The organism is Gilliamella sp. Nev3-1, assembly GCF_001690435.1.
Classification (GTDB): Bacteria; Pseudomonadota; Gammaproteobacteria; order Enterobacterales; family Orbaceae; genus Gilliamella; species Gilliamella apicola_C.
Genome location: NZ_LZHN01000011.1, coordinates 40,377 through 60,487, shown reverse-complemented (window position 1 = coordinate 60,487; position 20,111 = coordinate 40,377). Strand labels below are relative to the sequence as shown.

General features: G+C 32.7%; 22 protein-coding genes. 9 read left to right on the top strand and 13 right to left on the bottom strand.

The window, feature by feature from the left end; translation table 11 throughout:
• Positions 1–290 precede the first annotated feature (290 nt).
• From A9G40_RS02735 to A9G40_RS02705, 7 genes are all read right to left on the bottom strand, one after another.
• On the bottom strand, positions 291–1,874 hold the full coding sequence (locus tag A9G40_RS02735; RefSeq protein ID WP_141675172.1) for a hypothetical protein: 1,584 nt from the start codon (positions 1,872–1,874) through the stop codon (positions 291–293).
• Positions 1,875–2,472: 598 nt separating this feature from the next.
• The gene (locus A9G40_RS02730) at positions 2,473–2,808 is read right to left on the bottom strand and encodes a YggL family protein (protein WP_065566670.1); all 336 of its coding nucleotides are present in this window, start codon (positions 2,806–2,808) and stop codon (positions 2,473–2,475) included.
• Between the two features lie 20 nt (positions 2,809–2,828).
• Complete coding sequence (locus tag A9G40_RS02725) at positions 2,829–4,148, bottom strand: DEAD/DEAH box helicase (RefSeq protein WP_081302124.1); 1,320 nt, start codon at positions 4,146–4,148, stop codon at positions 2,829–2,831.
• 395 nt (positions 4,149–4,543) lie between these two features.
• A complete protein-coding gene (locus A9G40_RS02720) occupies positions 4,544–4,912 on the bottom strand; it encodes an MmcQ/YjbR family DNA-binding protein (RefSeq protein ID WP_065566669.1) in 369 nt (122 codons plus the stop codon).
• A gap of 330 nt (positions 4,913–5,242) precedes the next feature.
• Positions 5,243–5,674 carry a hypothetical protein gene (locus A9G40_RS02715; RefSeq protein ID WP_065581801.1) on the bottom strand — a complete coding sequence of 144 codons (432 nt, stop codon included), beginning with the start codon at positions 5,672–5,674 and terminating at the stop codon, positions 5,243–5,245.
• A 590-nt stretch (positions 5,675–6,264) separates the two neighbouring features.
• Positions 6,265–6,471, bottom strand: a complete 207-nt coding sequence (locus tag A9G40_RS02710) for a hypothetical protein (protein WP_065566667.1) — start codon at positions 6,469–6,471, stop codon at positions 6,265–6,267.
• Between the two features lie 591 nt (positions 6,472–7,062).
• On the bottom strand, positions 7,063–7,668 hold the full coding sequence (locus A9G40_RS02705) for a riboflavin synthase (RefSeq protein ID WP_065581800.1): 606 nt from the start codon (positions 7,666–7,668) through the stop codon (positions 7,063–7,065).
• A gap of 214 nt (positions 7,669–7,882) precedes the next feature.
• On the opposite strand from A9G40_RS02705, the gene crcB reads away from it, so the two are divergent.
• Both crcB and A9G40_RS02695 read left to right on the top strand, forming a co-directional pair.
• Positions 7,883–8,260 (top strand): fluoride efflux transporter CrcB, encoded by a 378-nt coding sequence (crcB, locus tag A9G40_RS02700; RefSeq protein WP_065581799.1) that lies wholly within the window; start codon positions 7,883–7,885, stop codon positions 8,258–8,260.
• Positions 8,261–8,364: 104 nt separating this feature from the next.
• Positions 8,365–8,763, top strand: a complete 399-nt coding sequence (locus A9G40_RS02695) for a cell division inhibitor SulA (protein WP_065581798.1) — start codon at positions 8,365–8,367, stop codon at positions 8,761–8,763.
• A gap of 292 nt (positions 8,764–9,055) precedes the next feature.
• Here the strand turns inward: A9G40_RS02695 and A9G40_RS02690 are convergent, their stop codons facing one another.
• From A9G40_RS02690 to A9G40_RS15185, 3 genes are all read right to left on the bottom strand, one after another.
• Positions 9,056–9,637, bottom strand: a complete 582-nt coding sequence (locus A9G40_RS02690) for a hypothetical protein (protein WP_065581797.1) — start codon at positions 9,635–9,637, stop codon at positions 9,056–9,058.
• A gap of 116 nt (positions 9,638–9,753) precedes the next feature.
• Positions 9,754–10,086: a hypothetical protein gene (locus A9G40_RS15190; RefSeq protein WP_218057923.1), complete on the bottom strand. Its 333-nt coding sequence runs from the start codon at positions 10,084–10,086 to the stop codon at positions 9,754–9,756.
• A gap of 112 nt (positions 10,087–10,198) precedes the next feature.
• Positions 10,199–10,384 carry a hypothetical protein gene (locus tag A9G40_RS15185; protein WP_218057922.1) on the bottom strand — a complete coding sequence of 62 codons (186 nt, stop codon included), beginning with the start codon at positions 10,382–10,384 and terminating at the stop codon, positions 10,199–10,201.
• A gap of 173 nt (positions 10,385–10,557) precedes the next feature.
• Between A9G40_RS15185 and A9G40_RS02680 the strand changes: the two genes are divergently transcribed.
• The 7 genes from A9G40_RS02680 to A9G40_RS02650 all read left to right on the top strand — a co-directional run bounded on the left by A9G40_RS02680 (position 10,558) and on the right by A9G40_RS02650 (position 15,704).
• Complete coding sequence (locus tag A9G40_RS02680; RefSeq protein WP_065581796.1) at positions 10,558–11,769, top strand: Tm-1-like ATP-binding domain-containing protein; 1,212 nt, start codon at positions 10,558–10,560, stop codon at positions 11,767–11,769.
• Positions 11,770–11,778: 9 nt separating this feature from the next.
• Entirely contained in the window at positions 11,779–12,612 is an 834-nt protein-coding gene (locus A9G40_RS02675) for a phosphoenolpyruvate hydrolase family protein (protein ID WP_176700430.1), read from the top strand.
• Positions 12,613–13,020: 408 nt separating this feature from the next.
• Positions 13,021–13,758, top strand: a complete 738-nt coding sequence (locus tag A9G40_RS15180) for a hypothetical protein (protein ID WP_218057921.1) — start codon at positions 13,021–13,023, stop codon at positions 13,756–13,758.
• A gap of 52 nt (positions 13,759–13,810) precedes the next feature.
• Complete coding sequence (locus tag A9G40_RS02665) at positions 13,811–14,170, top strand: hypothetical protein (protein ID WP_065581794.1); 360 nt, start codon at positions 13,811–13,813, stop codon at positions 14,168–14,170.
• Between the two features lie 33 nt (positions 14,171–14,203).
• Positions 14,204–14,695, top strand: a complete 492-nt coding sequence (locus tag A9G40_RS02660; protein ID WP_065581793.1) for a hypothetical protein — start codon at positions 14,204–14,206, stop codon at positions 14,693–14,695.
• 313 nt (positions 14,696–15,008) lie between these two features.
• Entirely contained in the window at positions 15,009–15,410 is a 402-nt protein-coding gene (locus tag A9G40_RS02655; RefSeq protein WP_065581792.1) for a hypothetical protein, read from the top strand.
• A 9-nt stretch (positions 15,411–15,419) separates the two neighbouring features.
• Positions 15,420–15,704, top strand: coding sequence for a hypothetical protein (locus tag A9G40_RS02650; RefSeq protein WP_065581791.1), 285 nt, complete (start codon positions 15,420–15,422; stop codon positions 15,702–15,704).
• A 130-nt stretch (positions 15,705–15,834) separates the two neighbouring features.
• On the opposite strand, the gene A9G40_RS02645 is transcribed toward A9G40_RS02650, so the two are convergent.
• From A9G40_RS02645 to A9G40_RS02635, 3 genes are all read right to left on the bottom strand, one after another.
• Complete coding sequence (locus tag A9G40_RS02645; RefSeq protein ID WP_065581790.1) at positions 15,835–16,725, bottom strand: DUF4261 domain-containing protein; 891 nt, start codon at positions 16,723–16,725, stop codon at positions 15,835–15,837.
• A gap of 92 nt (positions 16,726–16,817) precedes the next feature.
• Positions 16,818–17,522, bottom strand: a complete 705-nt coding sequence (locus A9G40_RS02640; RefSeq protein WP_065581789.1) for a DUF4261 domain-containing protein — start codon at positions 17,520–17,522, stop codon at positions 16,818–16,820.
• 464 nt (positions 17,523–17,986) lie between these two features.
• Complete coding sequence (locus A9G40_RS02635) at positions 17,987–20,074, bottom strand: capsular polysaccharide biosynthesis protein (RefSeq protein WP_065581788.1); 2,088 nt, start codon at positions 20,072–20,074, stop codon at positions 17,987–17,989.
• Positions 20,075–20,111 lie beyond the last annotated feature (37 nt).

The window sequence follows — 20,111 nt, the reverse complement described above, 5'->3', positions numbered from 1 at the left end:
AAAAATCGTTTGACATTTATACAAAAAAACCAGCTAAAAAATAGCTGTTTTTTTGGTACTAATTTTACTCAATTTTTATTATGATAATGTCTAATTGTTTATGTTGAGTAACGCTTCACAGCTTAGGCATCGTCATCCGGGGAAGTGCTTTTTGACTTTCCGTCATTAAAGTACAAGTTTGCTAGATACCCCGCTCAGCACTCCGCCTTATGCGGGGCTTGGTTCTTTTGATGGCTTGTCCTTGATTTGCACCATAACCCCAACTGCGACCTACAATTAGGTACTTAATGCTAAGGAGTGACGCAATCGATACCATCGTAGGTTCCGTTTTCTTCTATCCCCAATATTGGTCCGTTAAGCCAGTGCGCAGCTAGCCTATGATCTCCTTGTTTGTCACTCGACCAAGAATATATTGTGCCATTGTTGTACCCCCCTTCACTGCCCCACTCAGCCATGACTCCAGCTCCTATTTGACGCTGAAAATAATTTCCATTTGATGATGGTTTGCCTCCAACTGCACCCTGACAACGCGGTTGTGCACCCAAACCAGAACAGACGGCGTTAGTTAGCTCCTTTATCTGTGGCACACGATAACCTAAACCACGACACCAAGTTTCTGCTTCAGAATAAATTCTTTTTTTATTTTTAGCTCCGTTAACGAACCATTTCTGTAATACAAATCCATATTTTACTACTGTATTACCACGACTATCTCTACCCACTAACTCAAATGTCTGCGGCAAATTTGGCTTAGTAATTGGACTAGGATGAGGACTGTTCAATTGGCTCTTTGCCTCTGGACCTTTTAACGTAACACGCGTTACTGGTACTGAATGATCGGATATCCAATAATCATCTGCATTTGGTAACGCCCTTGTTACAGTAGCGGTTATTCCCCCATGCGTAACGGGTAACCACGTTAGTTGACTGGCATCAATTCCACCTATATCTAAATCAAAATAGAAACCATCAACTCCTGTTGTCGGAAAATTAAGACCATAAGATGATGGATTTATTGACTGAGTAAGAAAACCTTTATCTGGATTCCAGACAGTAGCCGGACCATTATGGTCAAGCTTAATGCCGTGTATCCAAGTTTCCGTTGAGGCTATTACATCTGGTCTTGCAAAGCAAATAAATGGTGATGATTTTGGATTAATATAATATGTTGCTGTGTCACCAGTGAAAGTACTACTATTAGGAACGCCGTAACGGGTACTTAAACTACCCTCTTCGCTACTTATTACCACTTTATAAGGCGCATTACATATCATTAATACTTCACTACGATTCACTGTTTTACCATTCTTATCTGTAATACTAACCGCTAAATTCCCTGTTGCGGTTATCTCTCCTGCTTCCTGCCCATCGCCATCATCATCGCCCCAATAATTATAGTTTGTTACTAACTCATTTAAACTTACAGAATTAGTTGATGGCGGGACTAACATTTGAATATCAGCAAAGCTTTGACCCACTGCAGGTAACTCAATTGGATTTGCGGGTGATGAACTATTGGTTGTAGGGGTGAATTCTCGACCATCCGATAATTTAATACCTAATAACTCCGTTGTTGTGGTCACTTTGGTTTTACCACCATCAAACGTTAAATACGGGGCACTACCTTGAATCACTTGGCTAGTATGTACCGTTAATGCTTGCGAACCTTGCGAATACGGCAATAACAATACTGGCGCTAATGCCAACGGGATTTTTTTAAATAATTTGGTGGATAATTTTGATGATATAAACGAGCGAAGTGTAAAAAACCGGCTAATGCAATTGTTGGATAAATTTAAGGCATAGGCTTGCCCTGTCTGTTGTCTGTTGTCTGTTGTCTGTTGTCTGTTGTCCAAGATTATACTGCATAACATCCCACCTTACAAATAAAATATTGTTTTATTTATTTTTTATGATTATTAGCCTGTAAAAAAGCTAATTTAATTTTTACCGTTAAAATTATAATGTTAAAAAAAAGCTTGGCTAGTTTTTTTTGTGATTTTTTGTAAAGGAATGTAAAAAAAACATATTAAGCTTTGGAGAAAGCTTTAAGGGATTGAAATTTTTTTGATTTTTGTAAAAAACAACAAGGTAAAAACATAATAAAATCAATACGCACCTGACTGTTTTAATAGAAAAGATGTATATTTTTTATCAAGCTTGAAAATAGCGTTTTCACTCATAATGTAATTGAGCCTTGCCCAAATAGTAGACAGTAATTATCTTAATGATAGTTTTTTACTCACCGAGGTAATCCACTTATTATTTGATATATTTTATCGTTTGTATGATTGTATTATAAATAGCCATCCTTAAAAAGATGTAAATATAATAGGTGATGTAGTTGATATTAATATAATAGTTAATAAAAAATAAATTCACCATTAGTACGATAAAATTCAGTTATAAAAATAGCCACATACGTGACTACTTTTATTTAAGAATAACGTATATTTAAAAATAACCTAATAATTAAAATGCTAACTCATCCCACCAAATATCAATAAGTTGACTGGTTTTAACATTTTTTAAACCATGATCTTCCAACCATTTTGTGACAACGTCACGATGTTCTTCAGTACAATTTCCTAATTTTTGGGTGCAAATAATACCTTGCCAATTTAAATAACCACTCCCCTCATAAGCTAAACCATTTGGTTGAATGGCTTCAAGAATAAACTGATCAACAATGTTATCTAAAGTCTCTTCGCTTGTGCCTTCGTCAAAAGACCAGCTAACAGTAAAGCCTAATTCTTTGAACTCTTCAATATGTAATTTTTTTCGTAAACGCTTGCTACGATTTACCATAATAGTTTCCTTCTACTTTGTTAAATATTAGTTTTTTTATTATTAGAGTGATTCGATCTATTTGAAGATTTAATACTCTTTTGATTAGAGTGCGACGATCGACCAGCCCCCGTTACATTCGCTCTTTTTGGTGATGCTCGCCTTGGCAATGATTTTTTTACAGGCTCTGCTTTAATTTTTGGATCAACTTCAAACCCGTTAGTTGTTAATTCTGGAATCGGCTTTTTTATTAATTTTTCAATCGCTTTTAATTGAGCCAGTTCATCAATACACACGAGCGAAATAGCCTGCCCTTCATTTTGTGCACGCCCTGTTCGCCCAATGCGATGTACATAATCTTCAGCAACTTGTGGTAATTCATAATTAACTACATAAGGCAACAGCTCAATGTCAAGGCCTCTTGCTGCAATATCAGTGGCTACTAATGCTCTAATTTGCCCACTTTTGAAATCGGCTAAGGCTTTAGTTCGTGCCCCTTGGCTTTTATTACCATGAATAGCAGCTGCTTTAATGCCATCTTTAGTTAGCTGTTCCGCTAAGTGATTTGCACCATATTTAGTGCGGGTAAAGATTAATACTTGTTGCCATTGGTTTTTACCAATTAAATAAGACAATAGCTCTCGTTTACGGCGTTTATCTACTCTATGTATATATTGGGTTATTTGCTCTGAAGCGCTATTGGTTTTAACTACTGCAACAGATTCTGGTGAATGTAATAGAGATTGCGCTAACACTTTTATTTCATCGGAGAAAGTTGCTGAAAACATTAAATTTTGGCGTTTTTTCGGTAATTTAGCAATCACACGACGGATATCATGAATAAATCCCATATCTAACATGCGATCGGCTTCATCCAATACTAGCATTTTCACGGTTGAAAGATCCACAGCATTTTGTTGTGCTAAATCAAGTAATCGTCCCGGTGTTGCAATTAATATGTCCACACCGCCCCGTAATTTCATCATTTGAGGATTAATACTTACACCACCAAATACCACTAAGGATCGAATCGGTAAATAACGGCTGTAGCCACGAATATTTTCGCCAATTTGGGCTGCTAGCTCACGTGTTGGCGCTAAAATCAAGGCATATAAAGAACGTTTATTTTTTTTGCTATTTGGATTATTAGCGTCTTTAGTTTTCTGCTCAAGTAGTTTTTGTAAAATGGGCAAGCCAAAGCCCGCCGTTTTACCTGTCCCTGTTTGTGCACTCGCCATAAGATCTTTACCAGATAAAATGACCGGTATAGCTTGTTGTTGAATGGGCGTCGGGCTGGTATAGTTTTGTTCTTGAATTGCTTTTAAAATCTCGGTATCTAAACCAAGAGAGTCAAATGACATGAATTGATTCCTAGATAAATGGTAAATGGATTGTCCTTAGGCATTATAATGCAATTGAATAATATTTTCTGATAAATCTTATTTTAAACAATAAGATTTATCGTTCTGTTTGTTGTTCTAAAATAAAATCAAACTTCTATATATAAAATAATTCCGTGTGATCCAGTGACTCCTTATTTAAAACATAATGATTTTCAAGATGTTTTTATAAAAATACCGGCGATATTTACCTCACATGCTCTATAGGGGATTTATCATATAACTACTCATAGATTGTGAGAAACAAAAAACAGTTGTTGAGTAACTCAGCTTAGATCACTTTTTTTATAGCCGTTTTTCATGAATTGCACGGTTATTTATTTGTCGAGGCAGTCATTAGATATATCAGTGCAAATTCAAACTTTATCCTTATTCGTTAAATTATAACTGTAGTCTAATAAATGTATTATTTGTTCCAGTGGCACAGAGCCATCAAGCATTATGGTAATCCAGTTATTTTTATTCATATGATATGCTGGTAATAAACCAGTGCTATTTTTTATTATAGAAATTAATTCAGGATCGGATTTGACATCAATGATTTCCACGACCTCTTCCGAGTTGAGACCTAATTTATTTTTCTCTACTGACATAATTAGACCAAACCACTTACCACTACTTTTGTGTCTAAGAACTTGATAGTCAGGAAACTTTTTGAAAGGATTATCAATTTGAACATTATTCAAAGTCTGCGTGTATTCAACTAATCTATTTTTAAGGCTCATCATTGTTTCCCTTTTTCTGATTAACTCAACATAACATCACAACTTTAATCACATCTTTAATTAGCAAGGTATGCTAATTAGTGCTTGTTGTGATAATAATCCAAAAAGAAAGCGGCAACAATGATAATAAATCAATAAAAAGCGAATATGCAGTGCAGAATTTGAAAAGTGAATTATGCTATTATGCAAAGGTTTAGTTATGTAAATAGAAAATCTAAAAAATTTTTACAAAAATAACTTAATAAATCAGCTGGCAGTAACTTTGAATAAAGTAAGTTCGCAAAATGAGCGTTAATTTTACGAACTACTTGGGGCGATGGCCAAAGCTATTTATTTTGGTTCTTCACAAATTTCATCAATTGACAATGTTGCTGGCACATTTCGATCATCATTGAATTGGAAACGGAACAAGAAGCGAATATCATAAGCCCGTAATACATCAATCACATCTTGTTTACTACAAAATTGTGCATTGAGCCCAAGTCTGATTCCTTCAGTAATATCTACAATGGAAACGCTTTGGCTATCAGTTGGCATACTATATTCAAATACGACGTTATTCAGATTATAAAAAATATTAGTGACTTCGTAGCCCGCTTCAGTTTTAATAGGAAACTTTCCTCCTTCGCCTAATATTGATCTTTTAGCGCTATCAGCGAAAGCTTTTGTGATATTAGCTGACGAGGGCAATTCTGCACTATAAGCGTTCGAAATTATCAAAAATGAAGAAAGTAGCACAGCCAATTTTATTCGTTTTTTCACTTCGGTATTCCTTAAATTGAAACTTAATTAAGTTATGTTATTTTAATCGCATAAATAGCACAACATCCATTTGCTTTTAGCATAATTTAATTGGCTATTAAAAGTTGCCAATACTGAGTCAATATATCCCTTATTATTAATTATTGTTGATTGTAACAATTCTAATTAGATCACTATATTATACAAAATCGATAAAAATAATTAAATATTAAGTTAATTAAGATGAATACCCAAACAACAGGAGGAAATATTGGTAATAAAATATATCAATGAAAAATAATTTTTATAATTGGGTATTTTACCATAAGTGACAATGTCACTTATTTATATTGCTTAATCATAAATACATAACAAATTGCAAAAGCAATAAACAATGTGTGATCTTTAAAAATTGATTTGATGATTCTTTATTTCCTATTTTCCGTCACTTATTTTGATGAATGTGGCTCTTATAATTCACTTAATTTTTATACAAGAATGAGTGTGTTACTTTTTAAATCATATAGCCCTATAACATTATGAATTTAATTTTAATGCGGTCAAAAAAGGTAACCTAGTCGGCTACCTTTTGATAGTATTAACTTATAAGATTACTTTTTATCAGGATGAGGATCTTTAACTGAATCCCCTTGCCCAGACATAATATACCAACCATTTTTGCTATGCGGTGTTTTATTATGATCAGGGCAAGGAGGTAACGATTTCTTACTTTGGTTTGAATAAACATACCCACAGTCGGCACACTTATAAGTGCCAGACGAGACATCACTACCGTACGGAGCAAATTTTTGTACCATTATAAGTTCCTCCAAAGTTAAATGAGTGATAAGCACCATGCTCATCACTGTTATATATAAGCGCTGATTTGAGAAAAAATCAAGTCTATTTTTTAAACAAACCATCGATCAATAGTCTAATAGTCTGCTTGATTAGAGAAAAAAATCATTCAGAAAAGCCATTGATTTTATTAAAGTTTTTTGATTATTTTGAGGTGATAAGTGGCCTATATTATTACTCCATAATAGACCTGCGATATTGTTATTATTTTACAAAAGTAAGTATTGCTTATCTTATTTAGGGTTAGTCAATATTACAAAGATACATTATGCTTTACAATTAAAGGCTTTAATACAAAAAACGTCGTTATTTGATCGGTTAATTACTCTCATCTTTAATTATTAGCATCTTGCCGTGATAAATTAGGCCCTGGATTAGCTTAATAGTTCTTATTTAGCCAATCTATTACTTAAAAAAGTAGCCCAGAGCCTTGAATTTTTAACTAAAATTGATTATTGAATGTTAAAACGCAATTAGTCTGTGTGGTTTTAATCTTTATTTATTCATGAGTATAAGTATTATTATTTATCGCCTATTCCAATTACTCAAGATTATTTTGCCGCCAGTACCCGTTCAACGGTATCAACAATAGCTTGTGTTTGAGCATCAATTTCAATATTTACCTTATCCCCTACCGTTTTCGAATCTAACGTGGTAATAGCTAACGTTTCAGGGATTAAATGAATCGTAAAGCTATCTTTATCTATCTGCCCAACCGTTAAACTCGCACCGTCAATACCAATAAAGCCTTTATATAATACATATTTGCTAAACTGAGATGGTAACTGTAGTGTCATATGGCAATTAGTTGCTGTTTTTTGAATATCAACAATTATTGCTGTGCAAGATATATGCCCTGACATAATATGCCCACCCACTTCATCACCAAATTTTGCGCTTCGTTCTATATTTACAAAATCGTTAATTTTTTTATCACCTATTGTGGTTAATGCTAACGTTTCTTCCATAATATCAAATGATACTACGCCATTATCAAACTTCGTTACAGTTAAACAGCAACCATCATTGGCTATCGAAGCCCCAATTTCAATTTTATCGGTTAATTGATGCGGTAACTTAACTTTATACGTTCTTAATTTATCTTGGTCTATAATATCAATAATCTGACCAACACCTTGAACAATACCCGTAAACATATCTATACCCTAATTTTTTACTTAATGATGAACATTCTATCGCAACTTGGTCAGAAGTTCCTATTTGTATTTTCAACTGGTATGATGACGTTATAATTTTATAGATTTTGATTATTTAAGAAATAATTTTTATTGTAACTACCAATAAAAGGCCAATACTAAGATTTTGTTAAAGTTAATTTGATGTTTTTTTTATAATTAAGGATGTTTTATCATGCTAAAACTGGTGTTAGCCATTTCAGTGGGTTCTGTAGCTGGCGGTTTATTACGGTGGTTTTTATCACTTAAATTCAATGCGATCACTTTTGCTATCCCATTAGGTACACTACTATCAAATTTAGTTGCAGGCTACATTATTGGTTTTGCGATTGCTTTTTTTAATCATTCTAACCTATCGGCAGAATGGCGTTTATTGGTTATAACGGGTTTTTGTGGCGGATTATCAACGTTTTCAACTTTTTCAGCCGAAATTGTCAATTTTTTACAAGAAGGTCGAATATATTGGGGATTGGCAACCCTATTTATACATGTAATTGGTTCTGTTTTAATGACTTTTTTAGGGATATTGTCATATCAATGGTTACGTTCTTAAAGTTGAATAGTTGTAAATAATATAAAAACCAATCAAAATAAAGTTTACAAGCGGGAAATACTGTACTAACATACACTGTATATAAAAACAGTATTGAGGTTATTATGCTTATTGAACATTCAACACAACAACTTATGGCGATTAATTTTGAATCACCTTTTCAACAAGTATTACAACAACAACGGCCTTTATTAAAATCACTTAACAAAGCTAAAAAATGGCAATTATGGCTTTCGAACCGACCAATGTTAAAGCGTTCATGGATTAATATCGCAGGTTTAGATAAAAACAAAGTTGTTCATCTAGCAAATTTAAATAACGCAAACTTAATATCAACTATTGAAAAAGCGTTACAAAACAAAACTTGCAGTTATGTGGTTGCTTGTATCAATAATCTTAATGAGCAAGACAAAGCTCGCTTACAACAGGCGGTATCATCAAGTGACACCTGTCTACTTTTAGTACATGATAAACAAAGTGAACACCCTATTCAATATCACTAACTATAAGCCATAGTAACTAGCCAAATAAATGTGCATTTTCAAATTTAGCAAGTAAAGTTAAAATTTTTAATAGCTATTAAAAATCAGGGCTGAGCACATTAAAAATGTTCAGCTTTTTGTGATAGTCAAATCATTAATAATAGTAATTTATAACAACAAGTTGGCTAATTTTTTTCGATCTACTTTTCCACTTCCAATCATAGGCAGTAGATTAATTATTATCATTTTCCTGGCATGTGATGGCGAACTTTTTCTACACAGAGCTTTTATACATAGCTTTTACACATAGCTTTTAACAAGGCCCCATAATACAACTAATCATCATTAATGGAATAAAAACTGGCAATATAATTAAACCTGCTACATCACCAGTGATGTCCTCACTAGCTTTTATTTCATTTCTAGGTTTGACTAACACGGTAATGGGGGTTGGTAATAAATATTGATCAGATAGCGTATTTGCTTGCTTATAGGCATTTCCTTTTGTGCTAAATGACACTTGATAATAACCATCTTTTAACACCCATTCTGATTTATACTTCATTGATAAATTGTTATTGTTTAAAACTGTTTTTTCTGGGATAAGATTACTATACCGTACAATAATTTCATCGCTTGCATGTTCTCTGAAAAAAGTGATAGAGGCTTTTTCAATATCATTTTTATATTCTGCTAAAAAATTACGGTAGCTTTTGAGCTTGTCTATCGCATCGGCACTTGTAAATTGGTATGAGTATGTTTGTGATTCAGCAATAATACCTATTTTTTCATCACTCTTTAATTTGATAATGGTGTCACTACTGGGTAAAATTTGCGTTTGCTTATGCACACAGCCACAAAGACAAAAAATAAGAATAAAAACAAGCTTTTTCATTATCGTTTTCCTACTTTAAACACGTGAATAAGGATTAATTTTCACAAAATCATTTATTTTTATAATAGCACTAGCGATCAGCAAAATTAGGCTAACCAGCTATCATAGCACATCAATCAAATTTTTGAGGCATCTTGTTTAGCTTGGTTAATGACTGCTTTAGCTATCCATTGCGATAGTGATATTATAGACTGGTCATCAAGCATCCAGATATCTTTGAGTACCATAAATATTTCAGAGCCATAAATTATTGAAATAGCATAAATTACTTTATTATAAAGTTCTTCAGGAAGTTCAGTTTTGAGTGGTAACAATATTGTTGAAAGGATTTCTTTGCGATTACCTCGCACCAATTTTTCGGTTTGTTGAGATAATGACGCTCGTTTTGTTGCCCATTGTTGTAATGAAACTCTTAGTGCTGCGCGTAGTGCCCCTTCATGTTTTAACATTTGTGGAAAGGCAAAAGCTAAAAAATCATTGATGCGTTCTTCTGTATTTTGTTTTTCTGATCGCCAACTAAAAATGGGACCTAAAGCACTTTCAACAATTGCAGAAATAAGATCACTTTGTGTTGGGAAATAGCGGTAAGCTGTTGCTCTTGAAATCCCCCGATTTATCAGCTAATTCGGTTATAGACAGTTCAAAGCCCTGCTCTAATGCTTCTAATGCTGTATTAATTAAACGTTCATAAGTCTTCTTTTTGGCGCCTGTATATTTTGTAGAACGCAATAAAGTCTCTTGAATCATTAGATATATTATTAATTTGAATTCATCATCAAATAATACTGCATTTTAATCACTAAGTTAAAATTAGTATTATAAAAATGAGACTTATGTCTCATTTTGAGTATATAATGTATGACTATTAACCACCCTTTTGGTAAAAGTATTAACCTTATTAACCTGTTTAGGAGCTATAAATGGCATCAACTAGCACAATTTATCTGGTTACGACACTAGACACCAAACGGGAAGAAATCATTTATATCAAAACCCTTCTCGATTTAAAAAATCTTAATTGTAAAATTATCGATATTTCCACACAACTTCATCAATTTAATCATTTAGCAACTATCACGTCAGAAATGGTTGCAAGTTACCATCCACATGGCAAATCGGCTATATTTTGTGGTGACCGAGGTAAAGCGATTGTTGCAATGGCAGATGCATTCAAACTATTTTTGATGGCTCAAAATGATATAGGCGCTATACTAGGATTAGGTGGCTCAGGAGGAACGGCATTAATTACTCCTGCTATGCAATCACTTGCTGTTGGCATTCCTAAACTCATGGTATCTACAATGGCATCTGGCAATATTTCTGATTATATTGGCGCAAGCGATATTGCAATGATGTATTCAGTCACAGATATTGCAGGAATTAATGTTATATCAAGAAAAGTCTTATCAAATGCGGCTAACTTTATTGCGGGTTCAGTTCTTTTTAAAACCCAAGAAACGATCGAAGATAAAACTGCAATTGGCTTAACTATGTTTGGTGTTACAACCACATGCGTTCAATCTATATCAGCCAAATTGCACGATCAATATGATTGCCTTGTTTTCCATGCTACAGGCAGCGGAGGTAAAGCGATGGAAAAGCTAGCTGATAGCAAGTTATTACATGCAGTACTGGATATTACCACAACAGAAGTATGTGACTATTTATTTGATGGTGTTTTAGCTTGCAATGAAGATCGTTTTGGCGCAATTGCTAGAAGCCAAATTCCATATATTGGATCGTGTGGAGCACTTGATATGGTTAATTTTTCTAGCCCTGAAACTATTCCAGAAAAATATAAAGATCGTTTATTTTACCAACACAATCCACAAGTAACCTTAATGCGAACAACGCCTGAAGAAAATAAAAAAATGGCTAATTGGATCGCAAATAAGCTTAATCAATGCCAAGGTTACGTTACTTTTATTATCCCTGAAGGTGGGTTTTCAGCATTGGATATTGAAGGAGGAACTTTTTGGTCACCAAAAGCGAATAAAGCCTTTATTGATGAATTTGAAAAAACATTTATTCAGACCCCTAAAAGAAAATTAATAAAAACACCCCATCATATTAACTCTCCCCAGTTTTGTGATCTGATTATTAATGAATTTACTCAAATAATTAAAAATTAAGTGGAGAAAATTATGAAAAATCAACGTTCACAATTACTAAAAAAATTTCATGACATGATCGCAAAAGGGCAACCCATCATTGGTGGGGGCGCTGGCACAGGTTTATCGGCAAAATGTGAAGAAGCTGGTGGTATCGACCTTATTGTTATTTATAATTCTGGACGTTACCGTATGGCTGGTAGAGGTTCATTAGCTGGATTGCTTGCTTATGGCAATGCTAACGAAATTGTGATGGATATGGCTAAAGAGGTGTTACCAGTAGTTAAACACACGCCAGTGTTAGCAGGCGTTAATGGGACAGATCCATTTTGTCAATTCGATCAATTTTTAGATAAATTAAAGGAAACTGGATTTGCTGGCGTACAAAACTTCCCAACTGTTGGACTAATTGATGGTAACTTTAGAGCAAACCTTGAAGAAACAGGTATGGGATACGCTTTAGAAGTAGAAATGATTCGCAAAGCACATGAAAAAGATCTGCTAACAACACCTTATGTATTTAGTGAACAAAACGCAATCGATATGGCTAAAGCTGGCGCTGATATTTTAGTACCCCATATGGGATTAACTACGGGCGGTAGTATCGGTGCAGAAACGGCTTTAAAGCTTGCTGACTGTGTGCCTTTAATCAATCAATGGGCTAAAGCAGCTAAAGCAATTCGACCAGATATTATAATTTTATGCCATGGTGGCCCTATTGCTACTCCAGAAGACGCTAAATATATTTTAGACAATTGCCCTGATTGTAATGGGTTTTATGGAGCTAGTTCAATGGAACGTTTACCAACAGAAATAGCACTTAAACAAACAACAAAACAATTTAAATCAATTCAACGACACTAACAATAATATAAGCAATAACGGTGCGACTTACACGTCGCACTGCTATTTTTTTAATAGTTGCGCGATTAATTAAATGCTAATTTGAGAAAACGTTATAATATCAATATCCACTCATATTCGTTATATAGTGACTTAGATTTAACAGAAACAAAAATCCTAACCATGGTAATCTATGCATAGATAGCGTTAACAAATTAGTAAATAGCAAAACTATCAATCAACTTTCAGTACTATCTTCAATTTAAAATAATCGTTTAATAAAATTATTTAGATAATAAAAAATAAGATTAGCCTAACAATTCATCCCCAAAAAGATTAAAATTGATAAATATTATTGGCAAACTGGCGAATATTTTTACCGGTTCAGCCTTAAATTAATCACAAAGTAATAGTGCTAAGCAGGAACAGATGAATACTCCCCCAAAATGGTTAAGATTGTTAATTGATGAGAATTGCTCATTTGAACAACTATTAGCCAAGCTTACGAAAGCCTTTAACTGTACATTCACTTATAAAAATGATAGTGGTATTGCTAAAGCTAAGTTAGGTGATTTTGCTATAATGATTCATGACAAAATTGATCGTATTTTTGACATCATTCTTAATCCATCTTATATTGTTACTTTTATGATTACAGAGGGTAAATATCCTAATTACCACGTTGAAAAGCATATTCAAACAACCTTAACCAATCATGGTATCACTTATCAACGCTCACAAGCCAAAGATCATGCCTATCCCATTGAACTTCCTTTTTGGCAAGCCCCCAACGATGATATTGTCATAAAATCCAAAGGCGATACATTAACCGCCTATTGCAAAATATGGTATAAACCTGCAAAGTATTCTAAATTTACGGGTATATTCGAGTTTTCTAATGTTTGGGCAATGCATTTTGAACGAAACAAACAGTGCGCTTACTACAGTCATTGTGATAGCGATGATTTTAATTCTTGTTATTGGGTTATCCCTGAATCATCATGGCTTGAGCAATTAGTCAATGAACGACAATCTCATTTCCCTAATTGGCAACAATATGATCGCGGTGACTATTGGCATTATATTATTCAAAGCCATTCATTCTATGTAGAAGTCATTGCTAAACAGATCAAAATATCAAAAAAACAATTAAAAGGTATTTTTTAAGATAAAATGGCAATATATAAAGGTAAAATCATAACTTAATATTCAATATACTATGAATCATCTTAATTTTTTTATAAACAACTTTATAAAAAAAGATAAAAAACAACGATACCACTTTCTAATTAATGGAAAATGGCCGAAATTTGCCAATAACATCAAACATCTTGATAAACATTTGAATCACCATTGTGTAAGAATTGATAACAATGCTTTTGAAAAATTTACTCAAATTATAAAGCACTATACCATTAAATCAGGATATTATTATGATGCCTATACCAATGGGATGGAAATATCAACCCACTGTCTAAATAATATTCATAATGATAGTCTACTTATCTGCCCTGATAACAATATTGCATTCTATTTTCATCATGATAATTGGATATGGTTTTGCCAGATAAAACCTTGAGCAACATCATAGATAAAACAGGTAACCCAAAATATGCACTCATTTAATGATATAAATCAGTTTTTAACCGACTGCATTAATCTACAGGATAATTTATTAAATAAACTCTATTTATTAGCTAATCAGCCTAAAGCCGTTGAATTAATTAAAACACATTTAACCCAAAAGTTTGATCCCTTGTTATTACACTTGATCAAACAATTTCCAGAAGCAATCAAAATAAGCTTATTACCTGAAATTATCAACATTATGCAATATTTAGATGGCAATACAAAATTATGCCAAGAGATTATTTTAAGTATCAATACACAGTGGCTAGAAAAACATATTTGGAATTATATTACACCTATTTTAGGGCAACAGGATTATCAAACATTTGGTATATTGATGTATTTATTCAATTCATTTAGCCAGAAGTTATCAAAAAAATTGGCGATTTTAGCTTTACAAAGTGACGATAAAGATGTACAAGAAATCGGTGAGTTCTATTTATCAAATAATAGATGCCTTTTAGATGATGTTTGAAGTAGCTAATGATGCTAGTTGAGTGTGACAACATTTACATACGATAACTTTGATTATTTAGAGCAACTGCATGTCAGTATTCAAATATTTAAACGATAATATAAGAAAACAAAACCCAATCACCGCCACGATTGGGAGCGCTGTACGTGGGGTTTGAGGCTTTGGCAGAAGCAGCCCATAGATGCTTAAACAAGTATAGGTGAAAAAATGGATGGCGTAAATGTTAATTTTAATATAAAAAACTTTCTTGATATGCTGATTACAACAGAATCGTTTTTTGAGTTAATTGTACAAAGTAAAAAAAGAGTTAATCATGCAGGGATTTTTTGATAGATTAATGCTTGGTGAACTAAAGGATGTAATGATCGCTGGCTATGTTGATTATGCTACTCTACCGATTTTTCACCCGCTTTATGATAGATTATATTTTATTATTGATGAAGTTATTTTTGAGTTATATCTCAGTGAAGCAGGTATTATACAATATAATGAATTAACAGAAATTAAAGCATGGTTTACTTTAGATGATGATGACCATTTTTCATTAATGTCAATTTATTCGCAATTATTCAAAACCGAGCAAACTGTAACTATCACCAAGATAACATACTCATCAATACCCTTTTCCTCAATGAGTATAAGTTACTTCAATGGCCAAGGCTGTGGTAATTTACTTTTTGACCCAAATCATTTTTTTGGTTTTACATTTTTATAAAGGTTATAAATGTTAGATATTATTGATTTTATTGAATCATCATATAAAGATAATCCAGAGTTAAAACACAAACTAGAATTAGTCAAAAAATTAATTATCTACTTGTCTGAACATGATATTGAAAGATCTGTTGGTAAGATTATACCTATCTTAAGCAACAATACAGGTTATAGTGAATATCGAATTATTAATGACTGTGAATCGGATAATCCTGCTCTGTGGTCGGAGTACCAATATAATGGTGAAAAGGTAAGACTTAATTCTGGCGATATTGTACTTACAATGAAAAAATAACGTTTTGATAATGGGCTAGCACTATCGATAAGTAAATTAAGCAATAAATTAAGTGATAAAATGAACATAAAAAATAAACACTCTATTGAAAAATAGACGTTTATTTTATTAGATTAATTTTGCTGGCAAGTTATGCAGTTGCATTATTGCTATTTATTTCAACCACCAAAACATGACCTTGATCTTTCAAAAAGTATTCATTATTTTCTGGAGCGCGTAATGACATCATTTCATTATCACCTACCTCCATAGTATCACCTGGCATCATTGTTGCATCGCTATCACGTAGATACTCTAGGATATTACCAAACATTTCAAAATAATATTCCCCCTCATCATGGCTATTGGCTAATACAGCAAAATCAGGTAAGCCAAAAACATCCGCACCATAAGTACGCATCCATACCCCTTTAACACCTTCTACTTCATATTTCACAAATCCGCAAAAGAACGAAGGTAAGCAATGGCGTAAACTATCAATTCCACCTTTATCTGTAACCAATCCACGAATAGTACTTATTGGTAACGAAGAATGCCCATTTCCGTTAATCACGGCTAAAGCATTAAACTCCTCCAAACCAGCGGCTAAACGGGTTAAAGCTAGGTATTGCTCAAGTACATCTTGCTCATACCCAATATAATATAAAATTAAATGGCTATCATTATTTCGAATTTGCGCTTTGATATCCTGATTATAATGTGCAGGTGCAACACAAGTTTCTAAAGCCTCAGCAGGATATGGGGCATTGATTCCAAATAGCTTAATCACATGTTTTCCCCAACCAATTAAGAGATAACATCCATCATCTAACTGTCCAAATGGCTGTTGACATTGAATGTCTTTCATTGATGAATCTATATTGCGTAATTTATTTAATAAATTATCTTCCTCAAAACAAAATTGCCCTTTAAACACAACACCTAATGTTAATGGTTTCTTAATATCTGGATTTTCAACTAGTGCCCCATTAGTTTGTTGTGGCTGTGACTTTTTACCAAATAGACGTGAAAAAATATTCATTTATTCTTCCTTAATATTAAATTTTTCTAAAATCGATGATTATCAAGAGGATGTTAATCGTTATATCAATAAATCTGATTTATTACTGAAGATTACTCAACAAGGTATTCCATCACCAACACCATTCCACCATTTTGTAAAAAAGATTCTTGTGCTGATGGGCTACGTAATAACATTTTTTTGCCTTCGGTATCTTCTGTAGTGTGACCTGCTTGTATCGATGCCCCACTATCCCGCAAATAAAGCAATAAATTATTGAACATGTTCATATACTTTTCGCTATCTTCATGACTATTGGCTAATATAGCCAAATCGGGCAAGCCAAAAACATCCGCACCATAAGTACGCATCCATACGCCATCAAAACGGTCAACATTAAATTTCACAAATCCAATAAAAAACAGTGGTAAACAATTACGTAACAAATAGACGCCTTTTTGTTCATTTGCCAGTGCGCTAGCAACATGTGTTGCTAAAATTTGATGAGCCTTTGCATTAATAAGCGCGCTCATATCGCAATGTTCAAATCCAACAGCAAACTGTGTTAAAGCAACATATTGCTCAAGTATATCCTTTTCATACCCAGTATAATATAGAATAATATAGCTATTATTTTCACGAACTTGATCTTTAATATCCTGACTGTAATGTGCTGGTGCAACGCATATTTCTAAAACATCAGCAGGATAAAGAGCATTGATGCCAATTAATTTAATGACATGATTTTCCCACTCAAATAAAGCATAACATCCGTCACCTAACTTGCCATATGGCATTTGGCATTTGGCATTTGGCATCGAATATTTTTCATCGATGAATCAATACTACGTAATTGCTTTAATAAATTATCTTGATCTAAATAGAACTTAATATTCAACGCTATCTAAACAAAAAGAGAGTCCGTATGACAATGCCCTAGCGGAAATGACATTTAAAACCATAAAAACAGAATTTGTTAAAGGAAAAAAATTTGTGGCAACCGAAGCGTTGTGACAATCTTTTGCAATCTATGATTATTGATACAATCATAAACGGTTACATTCATCGTTAGGTTATTTGCCACCAGTAGAGTTTAACAAACAACCCCTCTTAATTTTGTTGTTTGAATATGTGTTGCCATTCCACTATACCGTTTAATCGTAAATATGATTCATTACTTAAAAGCAAAGAAACCAATAAAGCGCTATTTGAATATATTGAAATCTACTATAATTGTGTAAAAAATATTTACTAAAATAAGTGGTAAATTCAACATTCCAATTTAGAAGTGATTAACTCTATTTAGCTTAATTTTATAAATAAGAAATAAGAGTTGTTTTAATTTGTTGAATTGTTTTTTTAACCAACTTTGTTTGATTGGCTTTGAGTTTTTGTTTTTTTTATCGTATAAATAATTTATTAAAGTCTCTGGATCAGTAAAATTTAACGAATCAGGATGGATATAAATAGCATAATCATACATCACAATATAAATTAACTCTTGAAGTGTTAGTGTTCTATTTCTTCTGATGTTAGGATACATATCAACGGTTAATCCCCAACCCGAGTAAAATGGCTGCCCATAACACACCACTTTTTTATGTCGAATTAGGGCCTCAAATCCCGCTAACGATGTGATTGTATGAATTTCATCAACCTGCTCAATACAATCAATAATATTAATAGATTCAATAATATCATCAGCATATTTTTGTATTTCGAATTTATTAACTTTTCCAATTCGATTGCCACTCAAAACATCAGGGTGAGGTTTATAAATAATATAATCATTCGGATTATTTTGCCTAACTGCTTTTATCAGATCTAGATTTGTTTTTATAATAGGCGAACCGTATAAAATAGATGCATCATCTTCAACTTGACCAGGTATTAAAATAACTTTTGTTTTACCTTCACTTGGTCTAATATTCATCTTTTGACCAACATTGTATTTGCCTAGTTTCGTCAAAATAAGCAAATTTTGTAGTGAGTTTGCTTTTTCTTTTTCCCATTTAGTAATTTTTTTATTTGCTAATAAAAACTCTAATTCACTGGTATTTTGAGAGTTAAAATAAATACCTAACTTATCAATAACCAGTGAATATGGCATAGCTAGATTAGAACCTAAACCAATTGAACGGATAAAACCATCTTCAACACGAAATGAACTTAAAGTGTCAATAATTGGGTGCAATGCCTTTTTCCCTTGCCCCCATATTAATAGCTTTTCTGCCTTTATTTTTTTCGCTTTTTTTTCATCATTAATAATCTTTGTAAAACAATTTACCGAATAAAAGCAACATGTTACTGATGGCAATTTTAAATAAGGTAATAATACATGTTTTTTCCAAAACGAAAAACCAACTAAGTTAATCGTACCTCTCAATTTATTATTAAGTGCCTTAATTTTTATTAAATAATTAATAACATCAAAAATAGTCCCTTTTTTACCTGTATAAGGGTTTATGTACTTACAATACAATAGATAGCTTGCAGTGAACAACTCTAAAACTGTAGCTTGAGTTCTTCTATTTGTTGATCGCAAATTGTTTATATTTTTATGACGATCGTCTGTAACACCCCAACCTGCATACCAAGGTAAACCAAAGGTAATAACTTGTTTTCCCAATAAAAGGGCTTCAAATCCCATATGCGATGTAACAACATAAACCTTATCAAAATATTTAAGTAATGAAAGAGAGTTTACATCTTCACTAAATAACATCACAGAATGATTAGCTAATTTTGTTAAATAACCTTTCTTATATCCATTTATTACGTCTGTATGAGTCTTTACATAAATAGTTGAAGATGGGTTTTCTTCAACAGCACAATTAAGCATGGATATAAATGTTTGTTGATTTGCCCCACCCAATTCAACTGCCATATCACCAAATGTTTGATCGATAACTAATACTTTTTTTGTTTGATTGTTAATTTTAGCATCGAAACCACAAAAATCGGGCGCATGATTATATTTTGTTAATTCTGAATCAATAATTAATTTTTTTGCAGAAATTGCTTCATTAATATATTGATTTAAAAGTGTTTTATTTTTTATTAATTCTTCTAACTGTGAAGGGGTTCTAGAATCGTAATAGATACCAATACTATCAGCAATAAGTGATAACGGCGGAAATCCTTCGAGCCCTAAACCAACAGAACGTAAAAAACCATCTTCAAGAGCAATAAATGGTAATGAATGTTTAGTTGCATATGCCCTCGCTTTAAGCGTTGTTGGACGATATCCCCATCCAGCAATTGCGTCAGCTTTTCTTTTAATTCTATAACTAAATGATAAATTAGAAAAAAAATGATTAATATGTTTTATGGCTAGAATTTTTTTAGAGAATACTGAGACATTTTTCATTTAGTTTTCTTCTAAATTAATAAGATCTATTATAAGT